25 protein-coding genes are annotated in these 26,842 nt (G+C 67.6%); 15 read left to right on the top strand and 10 right to left on the bottom strand.

The features are described 5' to 3' along the window. The first annotated feature begins 58 nt into the window (after positions 1 to 58). The 3 genes from ACFWUP_RS09985 to ACFWUP_RS09975 all read left to right on the top strand — a co-directional run bounded on the left by ACFWUP_RS09985 (position 59) and on the right by ACFWUP_RS09975 (position 4,029). A complete protein-coding gene (locus ACFWUP_RS09985; RefSeq protein WP_379232677.1) occupies positions 59 to 1,282 on the top strand; it encodes an RNA-guided endonuclease InsQ/TnpB family protein in 1,224 nt (407 codons plus the stop codon). Positions 1,283 to 1,467: 185 nt separating this feature from the next. Next, the gene (locus ACFWUP_RS09980) at positions 1,468 to 2,856 is read left to right on the top strand and encodes an FAD-dependent oxidoreductase (protein ID WP_379232675.1); all 1,389 of its coding nucleotides are present in this window, start codon (positions 1,468 to 1,470) and stop codon (positions 2,854 to 2,856) included. A 318-nt stretch (positions 2,857 to 3,174) separates the two neighbouring features. Further along, positions 3,175 to 4,029: an amidohydrolase family protein gene (locus ACFWUP_RS09975; protein ID WP_379232674.1), complete on the top strand. Its 855-nt coding sequence runs from the start codon at positions 3,175 to 3,177 to the stop codon at positions 4,027 to 4,029. Between the two features lie 63 nt (positions 4,030 to 4,092). Here the strand turns inward: ACFWUP_RS09975 and ACFWUP_RS09970 are convergent, their stop codons facing one another. Continuing rightward, the gene (locus tag ACFWUP_RS09970) at positions 4,093 to 4,575 is read right to left on the bottom strand and encodes a DUF456 domain-containing protein (RefSeq protein WP_379232672.1); all 483 of its coding nucleotides are present in this window, start codon (positions 4,573 to 4,575) and stop codon (positions 4,093 to 4,095) included. Between the two features lie 138 nt (positions 4,576 to 4,713). On the opposite strand from ACFWUP_RS09970, the gene ACFWUP_RS09965 reads away from it, so the two are divergent. Together ACFWUP_RS09965 and ACFWUP_RS09960 are read left to right on the top strand one after the other, a co-directional pair. Next, positions 4,714 to 5,811, top strand: coding sequence for a CaiB/BaiF CoA transferase family protein (locus ACFWUP_RS09965; RefSeq protein WP_379232670.1), 1,098 nt, complete (start codon positions 4,714 to 4,716; stop codon positions 5,809 to 5,811). A gap of 78 nt (positions 5,812 to 5,889) precedes the next feature. Continuing rightward, positions 5,890 to 6,261, top strand: coding sequence for a hypothetical protein (locus tag ACFWUP_RS09960; RefSeq protein WP_379232668.1), 372 nt, complete (start codon positions 5,890 to 5,892; stop codon positions 6,259 to 6,261). Here the strand turns inward: ACFWUP_RS09960 and ACFWUP_RS09955 are convergent. Next, on the bottom strand, positions 6,248 to 7,747 hold the full coding sequence (locus tag ACFWUP_RS09955) for a PLP-dependent aminotransferase family protein (RefSeq protein ID WP_379232666.1): 1,500 nt from the start codon (positions 7,745 to 7,747) through the stop codon (positions 6,248 to 6,250). The two genes, ACFWUP_RS09960 and ACFWUP_RS09955, sit on opposite strands and share 14 nt — an antisense overlap. A gap of 62 nt (positions 7,748 to 7,809) precedes the next feature. Between ACFWUP_RS09955 and ACFWUP_RS09950 the strand changes: the two genes are divergently transcribed. The 3 genes from ACFWUP_RS09950 to ACFWUP_RS09940 all read left to right on the top strand — a co-directional run bounded on the left by ACFWUP_RS09950 (position 7,810) and on the right by ACFWUP_RS09940 (position 9,754). Next, on the top strand, positions 7,810 to 8,067 hold the full coding sequence (locus ACFWUP_RS09950) for a hypothetical protein (protein WP_379232664.1): 258 nt from the start codon (positions 7,810 to 7,812) through the stop codon (positions 8,065 to 8,067). 37 nt (positions 8,068 to 8,104) lie between these two features. Then, a complete protein-coding gene (locus tag ACFWUP_RS09945; RefSeq protein WP_379232663.1) occupies positions 8,105 to 8,668 on the top strand; it encodes a methylated-DNA--[protein]-cysteine S-methyltransferase in 564 nt (187 codons plus the stop codon). 267 nt (positions 8,669 to 8,935) lie between these two features. Then, positions 8,936 to 9,754, top strand: a complete 819-nt coding sequence (locus tag ACFWUP_RS09940) for an alpha/beta fold hydrolase (protein WP_379232661.1) — start codon at positions 8,936 to 8,938, stop codon at positions 9,752 to 9,754. Between the two features lie 45 nt (positions 9,755 to 9,799). On the opposite strand, the gene ACFWUP_RS09935 is transcribed toward ACFWUP_RS09940, so the two are convergent. The 3 genes from ACFWUP_RS09935 to ACFWUP_RS09925 all read right to left on the bottom strand — a co-directional run bounded on the left by ACFWUP_RS09935 (position 9,800) and on the right by ACFWUP_RS09925 (position 12,801). Beyond that, the gene (locus tag ACFWUP_RS09935; RefSeq protein WP_379232659.1) at positions 9,800 to 10,093 is read right to left on the bottom strand and encodes a hypothetical protein; all 294 of its coding nucleotides are present in this window, start codon (positions 10,091 to 10,093) and stop codon (positions 9,800 to 9,802) included. A gap of 304 nt (positions 10,094 to 10,397) precedes the next feature. Beyond that, positions 10,398 to 11,282, bottom strand: coding sequence for a hypothetical protein (locus ACFWUP_RS09930; RefSeq protein WP_379232658.1), 885 nt, complete (start codon positions 11,280 to 11,282; stop codon positions 10,398 to 10,400). Between the two features lie 229 nt (positions 11,283 to 11,511). Further along, entirely contained in the window at positions 11,512 to 12,801 is a 1,290-nt protein-coding gene (locus ACFWUP_RS09925; RefSeq protein ID WP_379232656.1) for an adenylosuccinate synthase, read from the bottom strand. A gap of 280 nt (positions 12,802 to 13,081) precedes the next feature. Here ACFWUP_RS09925 and ACFWUP_RS09920 point away from each other — a divergent pair, with 280 nt between their 5' ends. The 3 genes from ACFWUP_RS09920 to ACFWUP_RS09910 are packed head-to-tail and all read left to right on the top strand — an operon-like array spanning position 13,082 to position 15,391. Continuing rightward, on the top strand, positions 13,082 to 13,711 hold the full coding sequence (locus ACFWUP_RS09920; protein WP_379232654.1) for a hypothetical protein: 630 nt from the start codon (positions 13,082 to 13,084) through the stop codon (positions 13,709 to 13,711). Beyond that, complete coding sequence (locus ACFWUP_RS09915; protein ID WP_379232653.1) at positions 13,708 to 14,496, top strand: site-2 protease family protein; 789 nt, start codon at positions 13,708 to 13,710, stop codon at positions 14,494 to 14,496. Before ACFWUP_RS09920 ends, ACFWUP_RS09915 begins: the two co-directional genes overlap by 4 nt. Before the next feature lie 40 nt (positions 14,497 to 14,536). Further along, entirely contained in the window at positions 14,537 to 15,391 is an 855-nt protein-coding gene (locus ACFWUP_RS09910; RefSeq protein ID WP_379232651.1) for a glycosyltransferase, read from the top strand. Position 15,392: 1 nt separating this feature from the next. Here the strand turns inward: ACFWUP_RS09910 and ACFWUP_RS09905 are convergent, their stop codons facing one another. Both ACFWUP_RS09905 and ACFWUP_RS09900 read right to left on the bottom strand, forming a co-directional pair. Beyond that, complete coding sequence (locus ACFWUP_RS09905; protein ID WP_379232649.1) at positions 15,393 to 16,559, bottom strand: aromatic acid exporter family protein; 1,167 nt, start codon at positions 16,557 to 16,559, stop codon at positions 15,393 to 15,395. A 25-nt stretch (positions 16,560 to 16,584) separates the two neighbouring features. Beyond that, positions 16,585 to 17,019, bottom strand: a complete 435-nt coding sequence (locus ACFWUP_RS09900) for a DUF3151 domain-containing protein (RefSeq protein WP_379232648.1) — start codon at positions 17,017 to 17,019, stop codon at positions 16,585 to 16,587. A gap of 2,280 nt (positions 17,020 to 19,299) precedes the next feature. Here ACFWUP_RS09900 and ACFWUP_RS09895 point away from each other — a divergent pair. Further along, on the top strand, positions 19,300 to 20,643 hold the full coding sequence (locus ACFWUP_RS09895; RefSeq protein ID WP_379232646.1) for a hypothetical protein: 1,344 nt from the start codon (positions 19,300 to 19,302) through the stop codon (positions 20,641 to 20,643). 98 nt (positions 20,644 to 20,741) lie between these two features. Next, complete coding sequence (locus ACFWUP_RS09890) at positions 20,742 to 21,800, top strand: fused (3R)-hydroxyacyl-ACP dehydratase subunits HadA/HadB (protein ID WP_379232644.1); 1,059 nt, start codon at positions 20,742 to 20,744, stop codon at positions 21,798 to 21,800. A 133-nt stretch (positions 21,801 to 21,933) separates the two neighbouring features. Here the strand turns inward: ACFWUP_RS09890 and ACFWUP_RS09885 are convergent, their stop codons facing one another. Together ACFWUP_RS09885 and fbaA are read right to left on the bottom strand one after the other, a co-directional pair. Continuing rightward, positions 21,934 to 23,052: a BTAD domain-containing putative transcriptional regulator gene (locus ACFWUP_RS09885; RefSeq protein WP_379232642.1), complete on the bottom strand. Its 1,119-nt coding sequence runs from the start codon at positions 23,050 to 23,052 to the stop codon at positions 21,934 to 21,936. A gap of 31 nt (positions 23,053 to 23,083) precedes the next feature. Next, the gene (gene fbaA / locus ACFWUP_RS09880; protein ID WP_379232640.1) at positions 23,084 to 24,121 is read right to left on the bottom strand and encodes a class II fructose-bisphosphate aldolase; all 1,038 of its coding nucleotides are present in this window, start codon (positions 24,119 to 24,121) and stop codon (positions 23,084 to 23,086) included. A gap of 213 nt (positions 24,122 to 24,334) precedes the next feature. Between fbaA and ACFWUP_RS09875 the strand changes: the two genes are divergently transcribed. Both ACFWUP_RS09875 and ACFWUP_RS09870 read left to right on the top strand, forming a co-directional pair. After that, the gene (locus ACFWUP_RS09875; protein WP_379232878.1) at positions 24,335 to 24,991 is read left to right on the top strand and encodes a DedA family protein; all 657 of its coding nucleotides are present in this window, start codon (positions 24,335 to 24,337) and stop codon (positions 24,989 to 24,991) included. Between the two features lie 32 nt (positions 24,992 to 25,023). Continuing rightward, the gene (locus ACFWUP_RS09870) at positions 25,024 to 25,689 is read left to right on the top strand and encodes a DedA family protein (RefSeq protein WP_379232876.1); all 666 of its coding nucleotides are present in this window, start codon (positions 25,024 to 25,026) and stop codon (positions 25,687 to 25,689) included. Position 25,690: 1 nt separating this feature from the next. Here the strand turns inward: ACFWUP_RS09870 and ACFWUP_RS09865 are convergent, their stop codons facing one another. Continuing rightward, on the bottom strand, positions 25,691 to 26,782 hold the full coding sequence (locus ACFWUP_RS09865) for a glycoside hydrolase family 76 protein (protein WP_379232875.1): 1,092 nt from the start codon (positions 26,780 to 26,782) through the stop codon (positions 25,691 to 25,693). Positions 26,783 to 26,842: the final 60 nt, after the last annotated feature.

The raw sequence follows: 26,842 nt of genomic DNA, 5'->3' as shown, positions 1-26,842 counted from the left end.
CGCTACCCCTCCTTTCGGGAAAGTCAGATTTACGAACAAGCATGCTAATTTGTGAGGCATGGGCGGGCTGGTGAAGCGGGCTTTCAAGTTCCGGTTCCACCCAACCCCCGAGCAAACTGCTGAGCTGGAACGGACCTTCGGGTGCGTACGCAAGGTATACAACCTCGCACTCGAGGCCCGAACCACCGCGTGGCAGCGGGGCGAGCGGGTCAACTACAACGCCACGTCGGCGATGCTGACCGAATGGAAACGCGGCGAGGACCTCGCCTATTTGGGCGACGTGTCATCGGTGCCGTTGCAGCAGTCGTTGAGGCACCTGCAAACGGCGTTCGCCAACTTCTGGGCCAAGCGGGCCAAATATCCCCGCTTCAAATCCCGCAAGAAGTCCAGGACCAGCGCCGAATACACTCGGTCAGGGTTTCGATGGCGTGACGGGAAACTGACTTTGGCGAAGATGAGCGAACCGCTCGACATCGTCTGGTCGCGCGAGCTGCCCGGCGAGCCCTCCTCGGTGACGGTGTCGCGGGACGCAGCCGGGCGCTGGTTCGTGTCCTTCCTGTGCGAGGACCCCACGGTGGGACCGCTGCCCAGCACCGGTCAGGTGGTCGGGATCGATGCCGGGCTGACTCATTTGCTCACCCTGTCGACCGGCGAGAAGATCACCAACCCGCGCCACGAACGCACTGATCGCGCGCGCTTGGCGAAGGCTCAGCGTGACTTGTCCCGCAAGGAGAAGGGCTCAGCCAACCGGGACAAGGCTCGACGCAATGTCGCGCGCATCCACGCTCGCATCGCAGATCGCAGACGCGACTACCTGCACAAGATCACTACTCGGCTCGTGCGTGAGAACCAAACGCTCGTGATCGAGGACCTGACCGTCCGCAACATGATCCGCAATCACTCGCTCGCTCGAGCGATCTCGGATGCGTCGTGGTCGACGTTTCGGTCGATGCTGGAGTACAAGGCCGGTTGGTACGGCCGCGAAGTGGTCGCGGTCGATCGCTGGTATCCCTCGTCGAGACTGTGCTCGTCGTGTGGTGTCCTGCGGAACAAGATCCCGCTCGCGGTGCGTGAGTGGGTGTGTGTTTGCGGTGTCCGACATGATCGGGATGTGAACGCCGCGAAGAATATTTTGGCCGCCGGGCTGGCGGTGACAGTCTGTGGAGATGGTGTCAGACCTCAACGGAATGCTCCGGGCGGGCAGTCGTCGGTGAAGCAGAAGACCCGACCCGCGAGGGTGGGGAGCCCGGCCCTTCGGGACCGGGACGATGTCAAGCTGTAATCCTGGCAGCCTTCTTTCCTGCCTGCTGTACCGCGAGCCGGGGGGCATGGGAGTCGCAGCTAGAATCACACGTGATTGTGGCCAGCTGCCGAGACTCGGCAGCTGCCAGTAAGTCGGATATTCGACTTAGCCTAAGCTAAGTTGACGCCGTCAAATCAGTTCTCGACCAAAGGGTGCGCGTAGACATGACCGAACAGAGTGCAGCTACTCGCCCGCTTCGCATTGCGATCGTGGGCGCGGGACCGGCCGGTATCTACGCCGCCGACGCCCTGATGAAGTCCGATGCCGATGTGAGCATCGACCTCTACGAGCGCATGCCCGCGCCCTTCGGCCTGATCCGCTACGGCGTCGCCCCCGATCACCCGCGGATCAAGGGCATCATCACCGCCCTGCACAAGGTCCTCGACAAAGACCAGGTCCGCCTGCTCGGCAACATCGACTACGGCACCGACATCACCCTCGACGACCTGCGCCAGTTCTACGACGCGGTCATCTTCTCCACCGGCGCCAACGCCGACCGCGCACTGGCCATCCCCGGCATCGACCTCGACGGTTCCTACGGTGCCGCCGACTTCGTGTCCTGGTACGACGGCCACCCCGACGTCCCGCGTTCCTGGCCCCTCGAAGCCGAGAAGGTCGCGGTCCTCGGTGTCGGCAACGTCGCCCTCGACGTCGCCCGCGTGTTGGCCAAGACCGGTGACGAGCTGCTGCCGACCGAGATCCCGCCGAACGTCTACGAAGGTCTGAAAGCCAACAAGGCTCTCGAGGTCCATGTCTTCGGACGTCGTGGCCCCGCACAGGCCAAGTTCACGCCTTTGGAGCTGCGCGAGCTGGATCACTCGCCGACGATCGAGGTCATCGTCAACCCCGAAGACATCGACTACGACGAAGGCTCCGAAGCCGCGCGCCGTAACTCCAAGCAGGTCGACATGGTCGCCAACACCTTGGAGCAGTGGGCCATTCGCGATCACGGCGATCGCCCGCACAAGCTGTTCCTGCACTTCTTCGAATCCCCCGCCGAGGTCCTCGGTGAAGACGGCAAGGTCGTGGGTCTGCGGACCGAGCGCACCCAGCTCGACGGCACCGGCAACGTCAAGGGCACCGGCAACTTCACCGACTGGGACATCCAGGCGGTCTACCGCGCGGTGGGTTACCTCTCGCAGAACGTCACCCAGCTGCCGTTCGACGACCAGGCGGGCACCGTGCCCAACGAAGCCGGTCGCGTGATCGCCGACGACACCGCCGAGGGCGACGCCCGCTTCATGCCCGCCACCTACGTGACCGGCTGGATCAAGCGCGGCCCCGTCGGCCTCATCGGCCACACCAAGGGCGACGCCAACGAGACCATCGCCTGCCTGCTCGACGACGCCAAGGCCTTCGCCCCCGCGCCCAAGCCCGAGCTGGACGCGGTCACCGAGTTCCTCGAGGGCAAGGGCATCCCGTTCACCACCTGGGCAGGCTGGTACCGCCTCGACGCCCACGAGCGGGCACTCGGCGAGCCCGAAGGCCGTGAGCGCGTGAAGGTCGTGGAGCGCGAGGACATGCTCCGCGCGTCCGAACCGAACAAGGCCTGAACCGCCCCCGCGCCCGAGCCAGACCGTAAACCCCAGCTCCGCCATGACCGCACTCCCAACCCCCACGCCCGACCCTTAGGGAGGGCCCGCCGCGCAGCGGCGGTAGCGGCCCGGCCGCGAGTTAGCCGCCGTTGCGTCCGAGGCGAAGCCTCCAGCAACGGTGGCTAACTCGCGGCCCCCAGGAGGCCGCGCTCGAGCGCGCCAGCGCTCCAAAAACACAGCGTCAAACCTGCCTGGGACTACCGGACCCTTGATGTTGTGTGACACCCCCGCAACCTCGGGCGCGCCGACGCTCCGAAGATAGGGCATTCTGTAACGGTGTTCGATGCCCACGTCCACATCATCGATCCGCGGTTTCCGCTGATCGAGAACGAAGGCTATCTCCCCGAGCCCTACGTGATCGATGACTATCGAAAGCGTATGGCGCACTTCGATGTTCGCGGCGGTGCTGTCGTCAGCGCGTCTTTCCAAGGCACGGATCAGACGTATCTGAAGGCGGCGCTGGCCGCGCTGGGGCCCGACTGGGTCGGGGTGACCCGACTCGACCTCGACGCGGGCGACGACGAGATCCTCGAGCTGAACAAGGCCGGTGTGCGGGCGCTGCGGTTCAACCTCAAGCGTGCCGCCGCCGACATCACCGAGATGACCCTGCAGGCCTTGCGCGCGCACGAGTTGGCGGGCTGGCACGTGGAGCTCTACATCGACGGTCAGATGCTGGCCTCGCTGCAGCCGGTGATCTCGAAGCTGCCCGCGCTCTCGATCGACCATCTCGGCATGTCCGAGGAGGGTTTGCCCTACCTGCTCGATCTGGTGGATCGCGGTGCCAGGGTGAAGGCGACCGGGTTCGGGCGGGTCGAGATGGACGTGGCCGAGACGTTGCGGCGCATCCACACGGTCAACCCGGGTGCGCTGATGTTCGGCAGCGATCTGCCCGGTACCCGCGCCGGGCGGCCGTTCGAGGAGCGCGATGTGGAGCTGATCTCGCAGGTGGTGGGCTCGGACATGCACAAGGTGCTCGAGGACAACGCCCGCGAGTTCTACCGGCTGCCCCCGGTGCACCGCCCCGAGCCCGTGCCGCTGCCGCGCGCGGAGAATCCGACCATCCCGATTCCGCGCGACGAACTGCCCGGCGCGGACGACCACACGCGTCCGCTACCGGTCATCGACAGATAGGTTCTCGGCCGCCTCGATCTGGACTGACCAGGGGAACAGGCCGGAACCCGCGGCGCCAGATATTCAGCTGATGAATACGCCGGTGAGCCACACACCGGAGGCGATCAGCGCGCCGAACAGTTCCACCAGCATCGACAGGCCCACGCCCTTGAGCGCGTGCATCGTCGCAGGCCAGGCCAGGTCGTTGGTCTTCAGGCGGTACAGCTCGGCCAGGTACACGCCGAGCACGAAACCGATGAACAACCCGACGATCGGGATCACGAAGAACCCGACGATGCCCAGCACCGCGCCGACCAGCAGCGCACGGTTCGACACCCCCGCTTCGCGCATCCGCTTGCCGGGCCAGGTGTATTTCACGACGCCGGACAGCACCAGCGCGACCGTCGCGATCGCGAACACCGTCCAGGCCGTCGCGCCGCCGGTCATGAACGCCCACACCGCGATCGCCGCGAAGATGAGGATCACCCCCGGCAGAATCGGAACGATCACGCCGACGATGCCGACCAGAATGACGAGGCCGACAACGACCTCACCCCACACGCCCACTACCGGGTCCTCCCGTTGCCACGCCGAGTCGCGCTCACCGAATTCTCGCCCATGCTCTACCCGAGCCGCCACTCCGGCGCTATTGTCGGAGTGTCAATAACCGTACATTTTTCTTTGATGACGAACAGAGGTCACCGCGTGAGCACGGAGTCCACCGCCGAGCAGGGGCCCCTCGCGGGCATCAAGGTCATCGAGTTGGCGGGCATCGGCCCAGGTCCGCACGCCGCGCTGCTGCTGGCCGACCTCGGCGCCGACGTGGTGCGCGTGCAGCGGCACCGGGGGCTGCCCGGCTTCATCGAGCGCCCGCAGTGGCGTGGACGCACCATCGTCGAAGCGAACCTCAAGGACCCCGCCGACGTCGCCAAGATCCTCGACCTGGTCGAGAAGGCCGACGTGCTGCTGGAAGGCTTCCGGCCCGGCGTCACCGAGCGGATGGGCCTCGGTCCCGACGAGGCGCTGGCCCGCAACCCGCGCCTGGTCTACGGCCGGATGACCGGGTGGGGCCAGTACGGTCCGATGGCCGACCGCGCCGGTCACGACATCAACTACATCTCGCTGACCGGTGTGCTCAACGCGATCGGCCGCAAGGGTGAGCGTCCGGTGCCGCCGCTGAACATGGTGGGCGACTTCGGTGGCGGCTCGATGTTCCTGGTGATGGGTATTCTCGCCGCGCTGGTGGAGCGGCAGAATTCCGGGCAGGGACAGGTGATCGACGCGGCGATGGTCGATGGGGCGCTTGCCCTTTCGCACTTCGTCTGGGGCATGCGCGGGGTGGGCCTGTGGTCCGACGAGCGCGGCGAGAACCTCCTGGATACCGGCATGGCGTTCTACGACACCTACGAGACCTCCGACGGCAAGTACATGGCGGTCGGCGCGATCGAGCCGCAGTTCTATGAGCAACTGCTGGCCGGGCTGGAGATTCCCGAGGAAGGTCTGCCGCAGCAGCTCGATCCGAGCGGTCAGGATGAGCTGCGCAAGCTGTTCACCGACAAGTTCCTGACCAAGACCCGCGACGAGTGGACCGCGATCTTCGACGGCACCGACGCCTGCACCACGCCGGTGCTGACCTTCACCGAGGCCACCGAGAACCCGCACATCGTGGCCCGTACCGGCCTGATCGAGATCGACGGGGTGGTTCAGCACGCGCCCGCGCCACGCTTCTCGCGCACGCAGGGCGGCACGCCCACTCCCCCACCGAACGTCGCGACACCGATCGAAACGGTCTGGGCTGACTGATTTGCCGGGTGTTCGTCGGTAAAGTTTTTCACCATCGACGACCACCGGAGAATCCGAACCGTCAGGACGCCACCGAAGGTGCCGGCCGCTCTCATCGCGGTCGCCACCTTCGGCGCGGCGGTGCTGTGCTTCATCCTTGCCGAAGGATTGTTCGAGCACCGCGAAACCGAGATCAACGAAATCCATTGCCGCAGTGAGGCACCGGTGCCGGTGATGGTGAGCGTGCTCAACGGGCTCGCGACCGGGCTACTGCTGGCCGCCGCGATCTCGCTGCTGTGTTTGCTGGTGCTGTTGTTCCGTTATCCGTCCGAGCGCGGTGCGGTGGCGGTGCCGTTGACCGCGGTCGGGCTGGTGGCGTCGGTGCTGTTCATGTTCGGGGCCGGGTACGAAACCGTGCGCCCCGAACCGGCAGGCACCGGGCACGATCCGTGCGCGTTCAGTAGCAGGTGAGCGGCTGGAGTGGGTCGACGGCGCGGGGCGTGAGGGCGTCGTAGGCGGCGGCGATGGATTTGACGGCGATGCGCAGGTCGGCTTCGGGGTGGGTGTAGGGCAGCCGGACGAAACGTTCGAAGGCGCCCTGGACACCGAAACGTGTTCCGGCGGCGAGCAATACGCCGTGATTGGGGGCGGTGGCCGCGAGTGCGGTGGAGACCGGACTCGGCAGCTGGGCCCAGACCGACATGCCGCCCGCGCCGACCGTGATCTGCCAGCCGGGCAGCTCCTCGGCGACGGCGTCGAGCAGGGCGGTGCGCTGGGTGCGTAGCTGCTGGCGGCGGCGTTCGAGGATGGGTTCGGCGTTCTCGAGCAGGTGGACCGTGGCGAGCTGATCCATCACGGGGGTGCCGAGGTCGACGGTGGAGCGGATGCCGAGCAGCTTGGTGATCAGGGGCTGATTGGTGCGAATCCAGCCGACGCGCAGACCGCCCCAGAACGACTTCGACGCCGAACCGATGGTGACGATCTCCGAACCCTTCGCGAACGCGGCGACCGGCGGGGGCATCGTGCCGTCCGACAGGTTGAGTTCACCCATCGACTCGTCGACGACGACGGTCATCCTGGTGTCGCGGGCGATGGCGGCCAGCTCCTCGCGGCCCTCGGCGTTGAGCAGCAGACCGGTGGGGTTGTTGAAGTCGGGGACGAGATAGGCCAGGGTGGCGGCGGTTTGCCTCGCCGTGCTGCGCAGGCCTTCGAGATCCCAACCGGCGTCGGGGAATTCGGGTCGCAGCGGGATCGGGATGGGGCGGGCGCCGACGTCGCGGATGGCTTCGATGGCGTTCGGGTAGGAGGGGTGCTCGATCAATACGCGGGCGCCGGGCGAGGCGAGCACGTTGAGCAGCAGCCGAAGTCCGTGTTGCGCACCGAGAGTCACCAGGATCTGCTCCGGCTCGGTCGGCAGGCCGCGGGCGGTGTAGCGGCGGGCCAGCGCTTCGCGCAGCGCGAGGATGCCGATCGGGTCCATGCCATGCGTGCCGAGGTAGGACGGAATGCCCTGCATGGCAATGGAATACGCGTCGTGCAGTTCCGGCGCCGCCGGCATCGCGGCGTAGGTCATGTCGATGGTCGGCAGTTCCGGCTGCGCCATGAGGGCCATGATGCCGCGGGTCGGCTTGGCGCCGTCGTGCTGGATCGCCGGCGGCAGCGCGACGGTGCTGCGCGAACCCTGGCGGCTGATCAGGTAGCCGTGTTCGCGCAGCAGCGAGTAGGTGGAGGTGATGGTGGTGCGGCTGACGCCGAGGGTGGCCGCCAGATCCCGCTCGCTGGGCAGGGCGACGCCGAGGGGGGCGCGACCGTCGTGGATCAGCAGGCGAATGGCTTCGGCCAAGGCCAGATAGGCGGGGCGGTGCGGGCGGCGTTCGGCATCGCCGTCGGTTTCGGGGTCACGCCACCGGCCGAGGTCGCGAGCCAAGCCTGCCGCGCCGATCACTCTTGTCGCCATAAAGTCCAGTATTCCCTAAGTGGATATTTCTAAGCAAGGCCAGTGGGTGGATTCTTACTGACATGACCACTTTCCTCGCCATAGCTGTTGCCGTTGCCGCCGGGTTGGCGGTCTACCACTTCGCACCCAAGGAGGGCGAACTGCCGTTCTGGCCGTTCCAATATCTGCCGCATGACCGGGCATTCGGCACCTATGACGATGAGCGGCTCTACCGGGATCTCGACGCCATGCGCGCCCGCGAGCTCGATGCAGTCCAGTTGCCCGACACTGGCCTGCAGAATGGACCCAACGACACGCAGCCGGGCTCGCTCGCCGCGTGAGCGTGTCTTTGTCGGTGGGTCGGCGCACACTGTTCGCATGAGTGATTCGACGCAGACCGAGACGGTGGTCTCGGCACTGTTCGACACCGCCATCGGGCTGTGCGCGATCGCCTGGCACGGTGATGCCGTTGTCCGGTTCCAGTTACCGGAGGCCAGCGAGGAGGAGACCCTCGCACGGATCACCCGGCCCTTCGACGGGGCTCCCGTGCCGGAGAGCGCGCCGGGGCCGGTGATCGTCGAGGCGATCGCGGGGATTCGCGCGCACCTCGACGGGGCGGTCGACGCGCTGCGCTGGATCGAGGTGGATCTGCGCGGGGTGCCGGAGTTCCATCGCGCGGTGTACGCGGTGACGCGCGAGATCGACCCGGGCCACACCCTCAGCTACGGCGATATCGCCAGCCGGGTCGGTGCGCCCGGATCTGCGCAGGCCGTCGGACAAGCGTTGGGGCGCAACCCGATTCCGCTCATCATCCCGTGCCATCGGGTGCTCGCCGCTGATCACGCGCTGCACGGCTTCTCGGCGCCGGGCGGCATTGGCACCAAGGCGCGACTGCTGGAGATCGAGCGCACGCCGGGGTTCGGCGAGCCGATGCTGTTCTGATCGGCACCTGACACCGGTTCCGATCGGCACCTCCACCGGCCCTACGCGACGCGCGACTGGGTCGCCGCCCGCTTCGGCAACGGGCTGCTCGAACCGGACATGGCCCGGACCGATGAATTCGATCGGCGGCCACCGTCTCAACGAGCAAGATCATGCGCGCCGCCGCGCAACGATCGCGCGAACTGCCGGGCGGCGAAACCCGTGCGGACCTGCGATCGCGGCGATCGCGTACCGTCTTGCACGGCGGCTTATCGAGAGGAATCACCCATGCAGACTGTGACGTCGGCCGACGGCACCACGATCGCCTACGACCGGGTCGGTGAGGGGACCGCCGGGACCGTCATCCTGATCGGTGGGGCGTTCAGCTACCGCGAGTTCCCGACGATGGTCGAACTCGCGCAGACGCTGGCCGACGACTTCGGGCTGACGGTGTTCAACTACGACCGGCGTGGGCGTGGGGACAGTACCGATACGCCCGGGGTGTACGACGTGGCCAATGAGATCGCCGATATCGCGGCGCTGGTCGAGGCTGCTGGCGGGAAGGCGGCGCTGTTCGGGTGGTCGTCCGGTGCGGCGCTCGCGCTGCTGTCCGCGCAGTTCGTGGACGGCGTGACCGAGGTGGTGGCGTTCGAACCGCCGTTCGTGGTCGACGCGAAAGGCCATGTGCCGCCGAAGGATCTGGCAGCCAAGTTGCACCCGATGATCGCGGAGGGCAAGCGCGGCAAGACCGTTCGGTACTACATGACCAAGGCGATGGGGATGCCGATGCTCATGGTGGCGGCCATGCGGGTGACACCGTTCTGGAAAACGCTTCTGGCAACGTCGAATTCGACCGCGCACGACTGGGCGGTCATGCAGCCGTACATGCAGGGCAAGACGCTGAACCCGGCCGATTGGCAGGGTGTCGAGGTTCCGGTACTCGTGCTCGCGGGCGAGCGGACGGCACCGCTGCTCATCAAGGGGTCGAAGGCGGCGGCCGCGGTGCTGCCGAACGCGGAGTTCGCCGAACTGGCCGGCGTGAGTCACAACCCGAAGGTCTCGATCCTCGCCCCCGCGGTCGGCGAATTCCTCACTCGCACAAGATAATCGACCGGCTCAGCGGCGATTTCGGGCCGCAGTCGGCCGTCGGGCTCACGGCGGCGGCGGGTGGTCGCGGAAGAACTGGCACGGCTCACCCGTGAGATAGCCGTCCATGCAGGCGAAGTAGCTCTGCACGCAGCCGTTGCTGGTGCAGCCCGCGGTGTAGAGCATGCCCCGGATGCGCTCGTTGCGTTGCTGGGAAGGGGCGACCGTCTGCGCGGGCGGTGGCACCGACTTCGTCGGCGACGCGCTCGGCGGCGGGGTCGGCGCGTCCGGCGCCGCGCACCCGGGGAGAACGGCCAGCGCCAGCAATGCCGCCAAGGCGAATCGACCACGCACCGCCATCAGGTACCTCCATCCGAAACCAGTTTCGACGCTACCCCGGTGCGGATTCGGGCGGTTACCCAGATCACTGCCGGTTCCTCCTACTTCCCTACCACCGGCGTAATCACCCAATTCGGCTCGTTTCAGTCAGAATTCTGATTCTGAGAGGACGAATTGGGTGATTACGCCGGGTCGAGCCGTGTTGTTCGAGTAGAGCGCCGGGCAGAGTTCCGGCCGGATCGGGCGATCGGTGCCTCGGTGTGAGATGCGTTGGGATTTTGCGGCCGACCGGTACCTGTACCTGGTCGGCCGCGTCAACAACTCGTCAGAGGGTGGCGCCGTAGCCGCTGCCCAGCACGCCGCCTGCCACTGCGCCTGCCGCCGCTGCGGGAATGCCGAGAACGGCCGCACCGGCTGCAGCGCCCGCCGCGGCGCCGATGGCCGCGCCCGCGCCGGTGCTGGCGGCAGCGATCGGGAACGCGGCGACCGCGCCTGCGGCGATCACCGGGAACGCCCCAGCGCCGGCGGTGGGAATCGACGCGGCTCCGGCCAGGATCGCGGTAGCGCCCGCAGTGCCCGCGGCACCGACCGCGAAACCGATGCCCGCACCGACAACGGCACCCGCGAGTCCGCCGCCGACAGCGCCGACGGTGGCAGCCGGGATACCCGCGATCGCCGCACCGGCCAGCGCGCCGCCGACCGTGGCCGCGGCGATCTTGTCGGAGCGACTCGGGTTGATGCCGACCGAGCGGCCCTGGGTGGCGATGGCGGCTTCGACGTTGGCGGCATTGGTGTTGACGCCGTCGAGGAGGTCGGCCGGAACCTCGTCGGGGACCGGGGTGGTGAAGTCGCCGACGCGGAGGGTGCGCTCCGGCGGGAGGATCGGGGCGACGGGTTCCACCGGCTCGGGCAGGTGGAGTTCCTCGATGACAACGGGCGGAGCCGGGGTGGTGTACTCCGGTACCGGGCGCGACTGCGGACGCGGCTGGGTCTCCAGGTGGCCGAGCGAGTCGGGGCCGTCGAACTTGGTCAGGTCCGAGCGACCGCCCTCATCGGCAGGCGCCTCCTTGGTGATACCGGGCTGCACCGGCGGCTCGGTGACACCCGGCTGCGGCACCGCGAGCGCCACACCGGCGCAGGCGATCGCCAACGCCATGGGCAGTACGCCGACCACTGGGCGAGCGATGAGCCGCGCCGTCGAAGAGTTCACATTTGCAGACCGACGGATCACGTCGAACACCCACTAACAAGTTCAAAGGAAACGACGCGTCCCCGCGCATCGCCAGGCGACGATAGCGTTTGCCAGGCATTCGCCACAAATCGATAGCGAGTGAACATAATTCGCGCGTGTCACGCTGACCAGGGGCGATCCTGCGTTCCCCGCCCAAACAAAAGGTCCGGCACCGTAAACCGGCACCGGACCTTTGGCTAACTGCACATCAAGCGAGCACGTCGTGCCGAACGATCGTCTGGTCACGGCCGGGGCCGACGCCGATGCACGAGATCCGCGCGCCGGAAAGCTCTTCCAACCGCAGCACGTACGCCTGCGCGTTGGCGGGCAGCTCCTCGAAGGTGCGGGCCTGGGAGATGTCCTCCCACCAGCCCGGCATCTCCTCGTAGATGGGCTTGGCGTGGTGGAACTCGGTCTGCGTGGTCGGCATCTGCTCGACGCGCTTGCCGTCGATCTCGTAGGCGACGCAGATCGGCACGGTGTCGAGCCCGGACAGCACGTCCAGCTTGGTGAGGAAGTAGTCGGTGACGCCGTTGACGCGCGTGGCGTACCGGCTGATCACCGCGTCGAACCAGCCACAACGACGGGCGCGACCGGTGGTGACACCGACCTCGCCGCCGTTCTTGGCCAGGAACTCACCGAAGTTGTCGAACAGCTCGGTCGGGAACGGGCCCGAGCCCACGCGGGTGGTGTAGCACTTGAGGATGCCGAGCACCGTGTCGATCTTGTTCGGGCCGATGCCAGAACCCACCGCCGCGCCACCCGCGGTCGGGTTGGACGAGGTGACGAACGGGTAGGTGCCGTGGTCGACGTCGAGCAGGGTGCCCTGCGAACCCTCGAGCAGCACGGTGTCGCCGCGCTCGAGCGCCAGGTTCAGTTCCAGGCGGGTGTCGGAGATGCGGTGCTTGAACGATTCGGCCTGCTCGAGCACCTCGTCCACCACCTGCTGCGGGTCGAGCGCGCGGCGGTTGTAGATCTTGACCAGCACCTGGTTCTTGAACTCCAGCGCGGCCTCGACCTTCTGGGTGAGGATCTTCTCGTCGAGCACATCCGCCACCCGGACGCCGACGCGGGCGACCTTGTCCTGGTAGCAGGGGCCGATACCGCGACCGGTGGTGCCGATCTTGCGGTTGCCGAGGAAGCGTTCGGTGACCTTATCGATGGCCACGTGATACGGCATGATCAGGTGCGCGTCGGCCGACAGCAGCAGGCCGGAGGTGTCGACTCCGCGCTCTTCCAGACCGGCGAGTTCGTCGAGCAGCACGCCCGGGTCGACGACGACACCGTTGCCGATGACGTTCTTCACACCGGGGGTGAGGATGCCGGACGGGATCAGATGCAGGGCGAACTTGTCGCCGTTGGGCAGAACCACCGTGTGACCGGCGTTGTTGCCGCCCTGGTATCGGACCACCCACTGCAACCGCTCACCGAGCAGGTCGGTAGCTTTGCCCTTACCCTCGTCGCCCCACTGGGCACCGATGAGGACGATTGCCGGCATTTCGGAGTCTCCTACAGATCGACGGCAGCACATGCAGCACTGCAGCTACCTGCCGTAACGAGGCGGTGGCCGGAGACACAGTCTAGCCGACGCCTGATCGGGTCTTGGCGGAGGTTGGCCCGCCGGGGCCGCGAACGCGGCGCCAGCCGCACATGGCACCGCCCCGCCCCCGGCCTACCGGACCTGCCGCAATCGGTTACGGTTACCAGTCGGCAGTGAGTTTGCGTGACCGAGGAGGGTGTACCGCAGTTTGAGTACCCACGTTCTCCGGTGCGGCGACATGCCGGTGCCGATCGCGCTGTCCTCGCTACCCAATACGCAGACCGGGCGTGTCCCCGATGTCGCGGCGATCGATGAACTACTTCCGGTGCTGGCCGCCGACAGCCTGCCGCGCCTGATCGTGCTCGGCGCCGACGCCTCGCTCGCCGCCGTGCTCACCCATCTGATGCGCACCGAGCGGCTGCACGTCGAAGTCGGGTTCGTGCCGGTCGATCCGACCTATGCGTCGAAGGTCTATCAGACGGGAACCGGTAATGCCGCCGCCAAGCGCGCGGTGGAGGGCCGGGCGATCGAGACGCCGCTGATCCGCGACGACACCGGCACCGTGCTGGTCGGGCGCGCGAGCATCACCGGAGTCGAGGGCGCGAAGCTCGAGGGCGAAGCCTATGTCGACGACACCCTGCTGTTCAGCGGCACTGTCACCACGATGCTGATCTCGCCGACGATGACCATGCCCGGTGTTCGCGCGCGCGTGCGCAAAGGCCTGCGCAAACGCACCTGGGTGTCCGGGCGCGCCGCCCAGCTCGGAACCCCCGGCGGCGTGGTGACCCGCGACGGCGTCACCGCCGAGCGCACGGTCCCCCGCTCGACGTTCTATCGATTCGAACAACCCTGGTTACTGGTGCGATGACTTACTCCTTCCCCTCGGATCGGCGGTCCGGGCACAGCGCGGTCCGGCCGAGTCCGGTCTTCCTGCTGATCGTGCTGGTCGCCGTCGGCGGTGGTGCGCTCACCTGGGACGCCGATATCGACTCGGTGCGCGCCAAGGTCGGCGTGTTCCTGCTCGTGGTGTTCGGCTGGATCATCAGCCTGTGTCTGCACGAGTTCTCGCACGCGTACGTGGCGTGGCGGGCGGGCGATCACGAGGTGGAGGTGCGTGGATATCTCACGCTGAACCCGCTGAAGTACAGCCACCCGGTGCTGTCGATCGCGCTGCCGCTGGTGTTCATCGCGCTCGGCGGGATCGGGTTGCCCGGTGGTGCGGTGTATGTGGACACGACGCGGTTCAAGTCGAGTGTGCAGCGATTGGTGAGCGCGGTCGGGCCCGCGTCGAACCTGTTGTGCGCGGTGGTGCTGCTGATCGTGATCCGGGCCTTCGGGAACGTCCAGGAACACGCGGCGTTCTGGTGCGGGCTCAGTTTCCTGGCGTTTCTGCAGATCACGGCGTTTCTGTTGAACGCGCTTCCGGTGCCGGGGCTCGACGGATACGGGGTCATCGAGCCGTCGCTGAGCTACCAGACGCGACGTTCGCTCGATCAGATCAAGCCCTACGGCATGTTGATTCTGTTCGCTGTCATCTTCTTCACACCGCTGAGCCAGGTGTTCTTCAACGCGGTCTACGCATTGTTCGAACTGTCGGGGGTACCCGAGGTCTGGGCTGCCTACGGTAGCCAGCTGACCCGATTCTGGAGTTGATAGCCTCGGGTTGCAATCCTCACTGGAACGGAACCTGCGTATGAGCTCTACAGAATCGTCCGCTGTCCTGTCCGTCATCATCCCGGCGCTCGACGAATCAGCGGGCATCACCGCATGTCTCGAGCGCCTCGTCGGCCAGGACGCGATCGACGAGATCGTCGTCGTCGACAACGGCAGCACCGACAACACCCGCGAGATCGTCGCCGACCTCGCCGCCCGCCATCCCAAGATCGAGCTGATCACCGAGCCGCAACCCGGCGTCGCGTTCGCCCGCAACACCGGATTCGACTCCGCTCGGGGCGAGCTGCTCGGCCGCATCGACGCCGATACCCTCGTCTCGCCCGACTGGGGCGACACGGTGCGCGAGCACCTCGAATCGAACTCCGACACCATGGCGGTGACCGGAATCAGCACCTATCACGACTCCCCGATCGGGGTCTTCCTCGCGGCCGCGATCGGCGGACAGGAACGGCTCGGGATGATCAAGACCCAGCCGGTCGGCAATGTGCACGGCGCCAACATGGCGATCCGGCGTTCGGCGTGGGAGCAGGTGCGTTCGGCCACCACTACCCGGCGTGACCTGCACGAAGACCTCGATCTGGCGCTGTGCCTTTCGAAGGCGAAGCTGCGCATCGACCAACTGCCCGCGTTGCGGGCCGAGATCTCCGCGCGACGCCGCAAGACCCCGCCGGACGTGTGGTGGAAGTACCAGTTGCGCGGCCTGCAGACCATCGCCAACCAGGGCTTCGCCGTCGTGCCGTTCCATCGCGTGGTGATCACCGGTGCGTGGATCATGCACACCTCGCAGTGGCCGATCTACCGGGTGTGGGACTTCGACCGCAAGCGTTTCTCGCTGCGTCCGGGTCGGCCACGCGTTTCGCCCGTGGGCGACTGAGTTACTCCTCCGGCGTCACGTACGGATTCGGCACGGTGGGTGGGAGCAGGGCGATCGCCGAGATGCGCTGCATCCCACACACCACCATCAGATCCACCACGATCGAACGGATCTGGGCGAATACCACGTGCGCCGACAATCCCGCCCCGACAACGAGTTCGGGGCGCGCGCCCTTGGCGACGCTGCGCACCGAGGTGAGGGCTTCGGCCTGATCCGGTTGCTCGCCAGGATCGGCCAGCATCATCTTGCGGACCACATCGGTGGCGTGGCCGAGCTGGTCGACCAGGTCGATCAGGCGCGGATCGAGCACCTCGTCGTCGCGGACCAGGGTGAGCGAACGGCGAAGCAGCACACGGGTATTGCGCACGGCGTTGTCGAGGGGGTCGGCCGCGTTGTGGATACGTTCCAAGCGTTTTCGGGAATTCCAGTACAGCGGTGAGATGCGGCTGATCTCCCGGCCGCCCGCGAGCGCGTCGCGCAGGGCGTCGATCTGGGGCTGGGTGTCGCGCACCGCCGACAGCGAGTCGGCCACCTTCGTCGAGTTCTGTTCGAGGAGACCCTCGGCGCAGGTGATCATCGATTTGCTCATCACCGACAGCACGTCGGCGGCGTGTTCGCGGGCGCGGCGCACCGGGTGCAGTGGGATCAGCGCGACCATCAGCACGCCGACGAGTCCGCCGATCAACGCGTCGATCATCCGGTTGGGGCCTGCGCCTGGCGCCTGGTTCAGGGTCGAGACCAGCACGGCCGAACCCGCGGCCTGGATGGTCATGAGCGCGCCGCTGCCGAGGAACACCGACACCGCCATGGCGCCGCCGACCACCAGCGCCACCTGCCAGACACCCGTGCCGACCTGGGCGATGAACAGGTCGCCGATGCCGATGCCGACCGCGACACCAACCACCAGCTCCACCGAGCGGCGCACCCGCGCGCCGAAGGAGATGCCGATGGAGACCACCGCGGCGGTCGGCGCGAAGAACGGTTCGATGTGGCCGACGAGGTCGTGGGCGATGAACCATGCCAGCGCGGCACCGAGCGCGCACTGGATGATCGGGATCGCCGAGAGCCGCAAGCGCTCGACCGACGCCCGGTACCGGCCGACGGTGCTGACCTTGGCGGCCGCGACTACCGGCGTGGCAACGGCGACAAACGGCTTGTGTTCGCTCACCTACGACTCGGACCCGGCCGCCGGCTCAGTCCAGGCCGAGTTCGTTCGCCGCGCGCGGATCGCAATCCTCGAGCAGGTCGAGGCAGCGCGCGTACTCCTCGGTCTCGCCGATCGTCTTCGCCGCACTCGCCAACGCGCCGACGCTGCGCAGGAAACCCTGGTTGGGTTCGTGGCTCCACGGGACGGGGCCGAAACCCTTCCAGCCGTTGCGGCGCAGCAGGTCGAGGCCGCGGTGGTAACCGGTGCGGGCGAACGCGTACGCGGCGACGGTGTCGTGGTTCACCTTGCCGTCAGCGCGGTTCAGGGCGGCCTCGGCGAGCTGGGCCCAGGCGATCGACGCGGCCGGGAACTGCGCGGCTACCTCGACCGGGTCGGTGCCCGCGGAAATGGCATCTTCGGCGTCGATCAGTTCTGGAAGGAGGACCGGCTGCGGTCCGAGCAGGTCACCGAAGGAGGTCATAGGTTCATTGTGCACCGAGGGTCCGACAGGTGCCGACCGGCCCGCCGCACGACCCGCACCAGCGGCACTTCCGGCCGTGCGCGAAAGACTTGGAACCGCTTCGCGCCGGTGCCTATTAGGCTGAGCGCAGAGTGCGTAGTTCGAGCCTGAGCGAGGGGTACAGAGGTGTCCGACCCGACCGACGAGAACAACCCGGCAGCAGAGTCTGCCGGTTCCGGCGCGCCCGGCCAGCGAGACGATTCGTCCGCGTCCCCTCCCGGCGCACCGCAGTCGGTCACCGAGCCGGACCGCGCGACGAAGCCGCCGGTGGGTGCGGATCAGACGGTGGTGATTCGGCGCGGGGATCTGCCGGGTGGGCCGCCGCAGGGTGGGCCGCCCGCACCGCAGGACAACTCCGCCGGTGGACGGCAGGGCGGAGCCGCGCAGGGCCCGGTGCGGCCGGGTAATGCGCCTGGTGGACAACAGCCTTCGGGGCCGGGGGCGCAGCAGTCGTGGGGTCGGCCGGGGTTCACGCCGGGTGGGGTGCGGCCGGGTAGTGGTCCCGGTTCGGGTCAGCCGGGGAATGCGCCCGGTGGGCAACAATCTTCAGGTCGGCCGGGCAATGTGCTTGGTGGGCAACAACCTCCGGGTCAGGGTGGACTTCGGCCCGAGGGCTCGGTTGCAGGGCCGGGGGCGGCCAGTGGACCTCGAGCCGGGCGCGGGCCGGGACAGGCAGGCGGACCCCAAGCCGGGCGCGGGCCGGGGCCGGTAGGCGGACCTCGAGATGGACGCGGGCCGGGGCAAACCGGCGGGCCCCAAGGTGGGCGTGGTCCGGGGCAGTCACAAGCAAGCGGCCCCGGAGGCGAACGCGGGCAGGAGTCGTCGCAAGCAGGCAGTCCCCACAGTGGGCGCGGGCCGGGGCAGGCGCCGACTGGCGGACCCCAAGGTGGACGCGGGGCCGGCCAAACCGGCGGACCTCAGGGTGGACACGGGCCCGGGCCGTCGCAGGCAGCTGGGCCGCAGGGTGGACGCGGGCCGGGTCAAGTGGGTGGACCTCAGGGTGGGCGTTGGCCTGGTGGTGGGCCGGGGGCGCCGGCCGGTGGGCCGCGAGTTGGTGGTGGACCGGCTGGTGCGCCGGGTGCTCGGCAGCCGGGTGGGCCGGGGAATGCGGGGCAGCGACCGGGTGCGCCTGGCGGTGCTGCGCGTGGGCCCGGGGGTGCCGGTGGGCGACAGCCGAACGCGCCGATGGGTCGGCCGGGTGAGCAAGGGCCGGAACAGGATTCGGCCGGCGGGTCGCCGTTGGCCGGGTTGTCGCAGGGGTTGCCCGGTGAGAATCGGGGCGGCGCTTCGAGTTCCGCGCCTCGTCCCCAGCAGGGCGCCGATCTCGCGGGGCCGAACGCGCCGACGACCTCGATGTCGATTCCCGGCCGGAATCCGGCAGGCGGGCGTGATTTTTCGGGTGACAGCACCGTGAAATTCGGTGGTGGCGAGGCGAAGTCGGATCAAGCGGATATCCCCACCTTCGGGATGACGAGGGCGGACCTCGCCAACGACGAGTCGGATGTGGAGTCCGACAAGGCATCCAGGTCGAGCGGCCCGTCCGGACGTGGAGCGGCCACAGCTGCGAGCGCTGCGGGTGCGGCTGCTGCAGGGGCGGCTGCTGCAGGGGCAACAAACCGCGCAGATGCGGATGCTGCCGGGGTGGCACGCGGCACTGATGCGAACGCTGCCGAGGCGGCGCGCGGCGCCGATGCGGATGCCACCGAGGCGGCGAGTGGCGCAGGTGCGGCAGCGGCCGGGAGCAGCGGATCCAATGAGGCGTCGCAAGCGCGGGTCTCGAAGGCCGATGGTGGCTCCGGCACGCGCGCACAGGATGGCGATGCAGCCAGCGGTGCGGCTGATGACGCCAATTCCTCAGCGGCCGCGCATGATTCGACCGTGGTGACAGATTCCGAGAACGCTCGTAGTGCTGCTGCGGCCACTGGGCACAAGAATGCGCCGACTGCTGCTTCGGTCAGCGGACCCGGCGGCGCTGCGGACGCATCCGCAGCTGGTGCCTCGCGCAGCGGGGCCAGGGGCGATTCGAACGCGTCTGGAGCGGGTGACTCGCAGGGCGGGGCCAAGACCAGTTCGGGTGCGTTCGGAGCGGATGACTCGCACAGCGGGGCCAAGACCAGTTCGGGTGTGCCCGGAGCGGGTGACTCGCGAGGTGGGAAGCCGGTCGATGTCGAGGCGACGGAGAAGTTCAAGACTGGTGGGGTGACGAGCGGCGGGCCTGGTTCCGAGGATCAGACCGTTGCGATGAAGACGGTGGGGGCGGCGGATGCGCCGACCACTGCTATGCCGGTGCAGCGGGCGAAGCCTGCGGGGGCGGGTGGGACCGATCGGGTGGTGCCGCCTGCAGGTGGGCGGCCTGCGATGACGCCGCCGCCGAATACGCCGCGCGGTCCTGCCGGGCCGCGGCAGGCGGGGCAGGCGGGGCAGGCGGGGCAGGCGGGGCCAGGCCAGTTCGGGCCTGCGGGTCCCGGCCAGCACCCCGCGGGACCGGGCCAGCAGGGACCTGCCGGTTCCGGCCAACACGGGCCGGGTCAACCAGGAGTCGCCGCCAGCGGTCACCAAGGCCCCGGCCAGCACGGACCGAATCAGCAGGGCCACGGTCAACAGGGCCACGGTCAACAGGGCCCCGGTCAACAGGGCCCCGGCCCCGGGCAGCAAGGCCCAGGCCAGCAGGGCCCCGGCGGGCAAGGCCCCAGCCAGCAAGGTGTCGGCCATCAGGGCCCCAGCCAGCAGGGTCCCGGCCAACAAGGCCCCAACCAGCAAGGCCCCGGACAGCAAGGCCCCGGACAGCAAGGCCCCGGACAGCAAGGCCCGGTTGGGCAGGGCAAGGGGTCCGCGAGCCCGCAAGGGTCCGGTCCGGCCGATCAGCAAGGGTCGGCGGCGGTCGGCGATCGGGAACCCGGCGGGTCGAAGTTCGGGTCAGCGGGAGCTGCTCTTTCGGGGCTCGCGGATCCGAAGGGGGTCGAAGAGACGCAGCCGTCGCCTCCTCGTGGCCCGGGTGTGCCGCAGCGGACGGGTGGATCGGCGCCGTCGCCTGCCGATATTCAGCCGACGCGACCCGATCAGCAGTTGGCCGGTGGGCCGAGGGCGGTGGCGCCGCCGCAGCGGATCGGGGGTCAGCCGGGTGCGGATGCGGGTGCGCCGGAGGGCAAGCGGTCCAAGAAGTGGTTGTTGGCTGCCGGTGGGGCCGTGGTGTTGGTGGTCGCGTTGATCGCGGCGGTCGTGATGTTCATGGGTGGGGCGGACAATTCGCCCGAGGGGCAGGTCAAGGCGGTGATCGGGACCTACACCGATGCGCTGCGCAGCGGTGACCTGGAGAATCTGCGGGCGACCACGTGTGGCGACCTGCACGCGTTCTATCAGGGCATCAGCCCGGAGCAGTTCAAGGGCGTGCACGAGGCCTCGACCGAGCGGGGTTCGATCCCGGTGGTCGACAGTGTGGACGCGGTACGGATCACCGGCGATACCGCGCTGGCGCAGGCCACGGTGTACACCACAGCGGACCCGTCGAAGCGGACCGCGCGGACCTTCGACCTGCAGCGCACCGACGGTAGCTGGAAGGTGTGCGACCCCGCGGGAACCCCGTAGGAGGGCGTCGACCCGTCGTACCGGGCAGTTGTGCCTGGTATGACGGGTCACACATAACTGGTGATCCAGATGGGTAAACAAGTAAAGTTTTCCGGATCATGAGCACGGAACAGACAGTGGAGCAGCCGGACATCGAAGCTGTGGTCCCGGATGCGACGCTGGTCGGTCAGCGCTTCGCCTTCCGCGATCACTACGAAGTGGGCCGCGAGAAGATCAGAGAATTCGCCAGGGCTGTGCAGAATCTGCACCCCGCCCACCAGCAGGAAGTCGACGCCCGCAAGCTCGGCTACGACGGTGTGATCGCCCCGCCGACCTTCGCCTCGGTGATCGGCATGACCGCCACCCGGGCCCTGCTCGACACCGTGCTCACCGAGTACGACCTGTCGCAGGTGCTGCAGACCGACCAGGTTTTCGAGCTGTTCCACCCGATGCTGGCGGGCGACCGGATCAGCACCGAGATCGAGATCGAGTCGATCCGCCAGTTCGCCGACAACGACTTCATCAACGTCGGCTTCAAGCTGCGCAACCAGCACGACCAGGTCGCCGTGCAGGGCACCACCACCATCGTGGCTCGCCGCGGTGTCGAGGTGGATCCCAATATCGTCGAGGCCGTGGAGAACATCAGCATGCACCCCCGCCCCGACACCATCGCCGGCGTGAACAACGGCGACCTGCTGGTCCGCCACACCGGCCCCGCCGCCGAACTCCCCCCGCGCGAAATCGTCGCCGTGAACACCACCCCCGAGTTCGACACCCTGACCAAGGGCACCGAACTTCCCCCCGCCACCGCCCGCCTCACCCGTGGCGACCTCGCCAACTACGCGGGCGTCTCCGGCGACCCGAACCCGATCCACTTCAGCGACACCGCCGCCCAAATGGCGGGCCTGCCCACCGTGGTGGCCCACGGCCTACTCACCATGGGCCTGGCCGCGCAGTACCTGACCGACTGGCTGGGCGACCCCACCGCCATCGAAAAACTCAGCGTCCGCTTCTCAGGTTTCGTCCCGGTTCCCCCCGCCGAGGCAGGCGTCATCGAGTTCTCCGGAAAGATCAAGTCAGTAGACCCCGACCGCCGCGCGGCAACCGTCCTACTGAGCGGAATTTCCGAGGGCCGCAAGCTATTCGGCCGAGCAGCAGCCGAAATCCGCCTGACGTAAGGCCCCACCCCTGTTCCGTCACGACCGCACTCCCAACCACCACCTGCGACCCCTTGGGGCCGCGACTCGAGCGCGCCAGCGCTCCAATAAACACAGCCTCAAACCTCTGGGACTACTCAAACCCCGAACATCACTACTTCACCGCGATAAACACCAAAACCGTTCCCCCGATGCGGATTACATCCCCATCGGCCAACAGCGCACCGTTGTCGATCGGCACCTCGTTGACGTAGACCCCGTTGGCCGAGTGTAGATCCTTGATCAGCAGTCCCGCGCGGCTGGGCATGATGTGCGCGTGATACCGGCTGGCCTTCGGATCGTCGAGCACCAGCTCGTTGTCCGTCATCCGGCCAATCCTGATGCCGCCGTGAGGAATCGGCAGCGTGCGCCCATCAGCGAATCGCAGATTGCCGTTCCGAATCGACTGCGGAACCTCGGTAACAGTCTCGGTCATCGCGGCAGCGACTTGATCAGATCGCCTGGACGCCAACACATTCAACGGCTCCTGCCGCAGAACCCGCTGCTCCAACTCGATCAGCGCCGAGCCGGGATCGATCCCCAATTCCTCGGCCAGCACCCCACGCACCCGTCGGCACGCCTCCAGCGCGTCGGCCTGGCGCCCGGACAGATACAGCGCGGTGATCAACTGCCCCCACAGCGGCTCGCGCAGCGGATGCTCGTTGGTCATCGACACCAACTCGCCGATCACCGAAGAAGCCCGCCCACAGGCGATTTCGGCGTCGACACGAGCGGAAACGGCCAGCAGCCGCTCCTCGTTCATCGCCGTGGCGAAACCATCGGCGAACTGCAAGCCGGCCAGATCGGCCAGCGCCCGCCCGGTCCATTCCCGCAGTGCCGCACCGAAAAGATTGGCGGCGCCGGGGTGGTCGCCCACGTCCAGACACCGCGAACCCGCTTCGCGCGCACTCTCGAACCGGCCGAGATCGCAAGCGGTATCCGGGATTTCGAGCCGGTAACCCGCGCCCTCGGTCCGCAACACCTGCGCGGAATCGATCCCCGCATTGCGCAGTGCCTTACGAATGTTCGACACGAACACCTGCAGGCTGGCCGCATAGGAGTCCGGCGGATCCTCGTTCCAGACCATCTCGGCGAGCACAGCAGAAGACACCGCGCGCCGCCGGTTGACGGTGAGCGCGGCGAGGAGGGCGCGCGGCTTGGGCCCGCCGACCGCTACCGGCTCGCCGCCGACGAGCAGTCGAACGGGCCCGAGCACACGGACATCAAGACTCATGAGCTCGGGCCCCGTTTGTTCGATACGAAAATCAGGACCCGCTGACGGAGCGACCGGCCGACTTGAGGTCGTTGCAGGCCTCGGTGACACGCGCGGCCATCGAGGTCTCGGCCTTCTTCAGGTAGCTGCGCGGGTCGTAGACCTTTTTGTTGCCGACCTCGCCGTCGATCTTGAGCACACCGTCGTAGTTGGTGAACATGTGACCGGCGACGGGGCGGGTGAAGGCGTACTGGGTGTCGGTGTCGACGTTCATCTTCACCACGCCGTAGCGCAGCGAGTCCTCGATCTCGGACTTCAGCGAGCCCGAACCACCGTGGAAGACGAAGTCGAACGGCTGCGCACCAGGCTCGAGGCCCAGCTTCTCGGCCGCCACGCGCTGACCCTCGGCCAGCACCTCGGGCTTGAGCACCACGTTGCCCGGCTTGTACACGCCGTGCACGTTGCCGAAGGTGGCGGCGAGCAGGTATTGCCCGTTCTCGCCCGCACCGAGCGCCTCGATGGTCTTCTGGAAGTCCTCGGGCGAGGTGTAGAGCTTGTCGTTGATCTCGGCTTCGACGCCGTCTTCCTCGCCGCCGACGACACCGATCTCGACCTCGAGGATGATGTTGGCCGACTTACAGGCCTTCAGCAGTTCCTTGGCGATCTCGAGGTTCTCGTCGATCGGGATGGCCGAGCCGTCCCACATGTGCGACTGGAACAGCGGGTTGAGGCCGTTGTTCACGCGCTCCTGGGAGATCGCGATCAGCGGACGCACGTAGGTGTCGAGCTTGTCCTTGGGGCAGTGGTCGGTGTGCAGCGCGATCGTCACGTCGTACTTCGCGGCGACGACGTGCGCGAACTCGGCCAGTGCCACCGCGCCGGTGACCATGTCCTTCACACCCAGGCCCGAGGCGAATTCGGCGCCACCGGTGGAGAACTGGATGATGCCGTCACTGCCCGCGTCGGCGAAGCCCTTGATGGCGGCGTTGATCGTCTCCGACGAGGTGCAGTTGATAGCCGGGAACGCGAACGAGTGCGCCTTGGCCCGGCCGAGCATCTCGGCGTAGACCTCCGGGGTCGCGATAGGCACAGCAGTGACCTCCGTGTTGTGGGGAGCAAAAACCAATTCTGTCAGGCCACACCCTAAATCAGGAAGGCGAACGAGGAATTACCCAGGTCGGGTGAGGTTCACCCGCAGGGCACTCGTGTCACAGGTCGGACCGGTACTGTGGGGGCCGTGACTTTGCTGGCGGTTTCTGATGCGGTGACGAACAACCTTGCGTTGACCCAGTTGCTGGACCCGATGTACCTGCTGCAGGAGACGTGGCTCGCGAACGCGGTTCTGCCCGCCATCCTGGCGATCGTGTTCATCGAGACGGGGCTGTTGTTCCCGTTGCTGCCGGGTGACTCGCTGCTGTTCACCGGCGGCATGCTCGCCGCGCAGGAGAACCCGGTGGTCTCGATCTGGTGGCTGGTGCCGCTGGTGATTCTCACCGCCTTCCTCGGCGACCAGTGCGCGTACTGGATCGGCCGCAAGATCGGGCCCGCCATCTTCAAGAAGGAAGACAGCCGGTTCTTCAAGAAGCACTACGTCACCGAGACGCACGAGTTCTTCGAGAAGCACGGCCCCAAGACCATCATCCTGGCCAGGTTCGTGCCGATCGTGCGCACGTTCATGCCGGTGCTGGCGGGTGTGTCGCAGATGAGCTACCGCAAGTACGTGGCGTTCGACATTGTCGGCGCGGTGCTCTGGGGTGGCGGCGTGACGGTCATCGGCTACTTCCTCGGCAATGTGCCGTTCATTCGCGACCATGTGGAAGCGATCTTCCTGCTGATCGTGTTCGTCTCGATCCTGCCCGCGATCATCACGGTCGGTAAGAAGGTGCTCGAGCGGCGCAAGGCACCGGTCGTCCCGGCGCAGAGCGGCGAGCTGGCGACTTCGACGAACGAGACGCACTGATCGCTGTGACCGCAGTACCGTCGACCCTCGCTATGGGCAGCTTCGATCCGCTGATCTCGGCAGGCCCCGCTGTGGTCTGCACGGTGGTTCTCGTTTTCGTTTTTCTCGAGTGCGCGTTCATCATCGGGCTGTTCCTGCCCGGTGACTCGATGCTGATCACCGCGGGCATCGTGCTGGCCTCGCACGCCAATGGCGAAGCGCAGGTCTGGGCGTTGTCGGTGGGCACGATGCTCGCCGCAATCGCGGGTAATCAAGTCGGCTACATCGTCGGGGCACGCACCGGGCATCGCCTGGTCGCGCGCAAGAACGGCCGATATATCAACACCAAGAACCTGGCCAAGGTCACCGGTCTGCTCGAACGACACGGATTCCTCGCGGTGCTGGTGGCCCGCTGGATTCCGTGGGTGCGCACACTGTGCCCGATGGTGGCGGGCGCTGCGGGGATGGATCACCGGCGCTACACCATCGCCAGCACCCTCGGCGCGATCATCTGGGCGCCGGTGCTGTTGCTGATCGGGTATTACGCGGGCGAGTTCCTCGAGCAGGTGCCGTGGCTGATGCCCGCCGTGATCGGGACGCTGGTGGTCGGCCTGATCATCGGCACGGTCCTGGGAATCCGGCACTACCGCCAGGAGATGGCAAAGCCGGTCGAGGACTACGACCTCGAGCCGAGCGTCGCGGGCGAGACCGAGCGCTGAGTTACAGGCCGGCCGCGCTGACCTGGTAGGCCGCTTCCATCAGCATCCAGCCCGACAGCTGCACCGACAGGTCGCGCTCCGGCACCGCCGAGGCGGTCACCGAACCGCCCGCGGTGAACTTGCCCGCGCCCCCGGTGCCGCCGGGTAGTCGGGCCGGTTTGCTCCAGTCGAAGCCGAACAGCGGCTCGCCTTCGTATTCGAGCCGATTGGCCCAGGCGGCGGTGGCCGAGGCCTTCACGATGGCGGCTGCGCAGCGCCTGGCGGTTTCCTCGCGCTTGCCCTCGCCGGGCAGCATCAGCGCGACCACGGCGAGGTAGCGGGCCAGGATGCCGTTGAACAGGCCACCGTCGCCGCCACCACCGCCGTTGATCACCAGGCGGGTGGTCATGTGGTCCTCGACCGCGGTGAGCAGTTTGCTGACCCGTTCGATGTGGCGTTCGTCGTCGTCTGTGTGCACGGCGAGCTCGGCCTCCAGGCCGAGGACAACACCCTGGCAGTAGCTGAACACCGGGCGTTCGATCTCGCCCGAGGGCAGGTGGATGCCGTCGAGGATCAGGCCGGAGTCGGGGTCGCGCAGGGTGGCGTCGATCCAGTCGGCCATCTCGCGCGCGCGTTCGACCCGGCCGAGGCGTAAGAGGGCGATGCCGGCCGGGCCGTTGGCGGGGGCGTTGAAGAAGTCCGATTTGATCCGCCACGGGATGCCGCCGCCGACCTCGGGTTCCCAGGCGCCGTAGAGCTTCTGTTCGAGGGCGAGCAGGCCGCTGCGGGCCGAGGTGAGTTCCTGGGTGCGTTCGGCGCGTTCCAGGGCGATGGCCAGCCAGGCCATGTCGTCGTAGTAGCGGTTGGTCCAGCCGGTGATGTTGCGCATGCGGATGCCGCGCGCGATCGCGCCGATGCGCTTGCGTCGAGCGGGGGTGGGGACGCGATTGGCGGCGTCGACCGCGACGTCCAGGAGATGGGCCTGCCACCAGTAGTGCCAGCCGACGAAGGTCCGTTCACGACGGGTGGCTGGCCAGCCGACCACACCCAATTCCGTTCCGGGACAACCCCACAGCATCCGCAGGTGCCGCGAGACGATCGCGGACTCGGCCATATCGGCACGCTCGGACCACAGCGCCGGGGTGGGCACGGATCCGGTGCGGTCTTCAGGCTG

The organism is Nocardia sp. NPDC058658, assembly GCF_042716665.1.
Taxonomy (GTDB): Bacteria; Actinomycetota; Actinomycetes; order Mycobacteriales; family Mycobacteriaceae; genus Nocardia.
The sequence above is the reverse complement of the archived record's forward strand: the minus strand, read 5'-3'. Positions and strand labels throughout refer to the sequence as shown.

What these genes read in the sequence shown, in the direction of transcription:
- ACFWUP_RS09985 (WP_379232677.1), top strand. Translation starts at nt 59, where the DNA reads ATGGGCGGGCTGGTGAAGCGGGCTTTCAAGTTCCGGTTCCACCCAACC.
- ACFWUP_RS09980 (WP_379232675.1), top strand. Translation starts at nt 1,468, where the DNA reads ATGACCGAACAGAGTGCAGCTACTCGCCCGCTTCGCATTGCGATCGTG.
- ACFWUP_RS09955 (WP_379232666.1), bottom strand. Translation starts at nt 7,747, where the DNA reads ATGGCGACAAGAGTGATCGGCGCGGCAGGCTTGGCTCGCGACCTCGGC.
- ACFWUP_RS09950 (WP_379232664.1), top strand. Translation starts at nt 7,810, where the DNA reads ATGACCACTTTCCTCGCCATAGCTGTTGCCGTTGCCGCCGGGTTGGCG.
- ACFWUP_RS09945 (WP_379232663.1), top strand. Translation starts at nt 8,105, where the DNA reads ATGAGTGATTCGACGCAGACCGAGACGGTGGTCTCGGCACTGTTCGAC.
- ACFWUP_RS09940 (WP_379232661.1), top strand. Translation starts at nt 8,936, where the DNA reads ATGCAGACTGTGACGTCGGCCGACGGCACCACGATCGCCTACGACCGG.
- ACFWUP_RS09935 (WP_379232659.1), bottom strand. Translation starts at nt 10,093, where the DNA reads ATGGCGGTGCGTGGTCGATTCGCCTTGGCGGCATTGCTGGCGCTGGCC.
- ACFWUP_RS09925 (WP_379232656.1), bottom strand. Translation starts at nt 12,801, where the DNA reads ATGCCGGCAATCGTCCTCATCGGTGCCCAGTGGGGCGACGAGGGTAAG.
- ACFWUP_RS09920 (WP_379232654.1), top strand. Translation starts at nt 13,082, where the DNA reads ATGCCGGTGCCGATCGCGCTGTCCTCGCTACCCAATACGCAGACCGGG.
- ACFWUP_RS09915 (WP_379232653.1), top strand. Translation starts at nt 13,708, where the DNA reads ATGACTTACTCCTTCCCCTCGGATCGGCGGTCCGGGCACAGCGCGGTC.
- ACFWUP_RS09910 (WP_379232651.1), top strand. Translation starts at nt 14,537, where the DNA reads ATGAGCTCTACAGAATCGTCCGCTGTCCTGTCCGTCATCATCCCGGCG.
- ACFWUP_RS09900 (WP_379232648.1), bottom strand. Translation starts at nt 17,019, where the DNA reads ATGACCTCCTTCGGTGACCTGCTCGGACCGCAGCCGGTCCTCCTTCCA.
- ACFWUP_RS09895 (WP_379232646.1), top strand. Translation starts at nt 19,300, where the DNA reads ATGAAGACGGTGGGGGCGGCGGATGCGCCGACCACTGCTATGCCGGTG.
- ACFWUP_RS09890 (WP_379232644.1), top strand. Translation starts at nt 20,742, where the DNA reads ATGAGCACGGAACAGACAGTGGAGCAGCCGGACATCGAAGCTGTGGTC.
- ACFWUP_RS09885 (WP_379232642.1), bottom strand. Translation starts at nt 23,052, where the DNA reads ATGAGTCTTGATGTCCGTGTGCTCGGGCCCGTTCGACTGCTCGTCGGC.
- ACFWUP_RS09875 (WP_379232878.1), top strand. Translation starts at nt 24,335, where the DNA reads ATGTACCTGCTGCAGGAGACGTGGCTCGCGAACGCGGTTCTGCCCGCC.
- ACFWUP_RS09870 (WP_379232876.1), top strand. Translation starts at nt 25,024, where the DNA reads ATGGGCAGCTTCGATCCGCTGATCTCGGCAGGCCCCGCTGTGGTCTGC.
- ACFWUP_RS09865 (WP_379232875.1), bottom strand. Translation starts at nt 26,782, where the DNA reads ATGGCCGAGTCCGCGATCGTCTCGCGGCACCTGCGGATGCTGTGGGGT.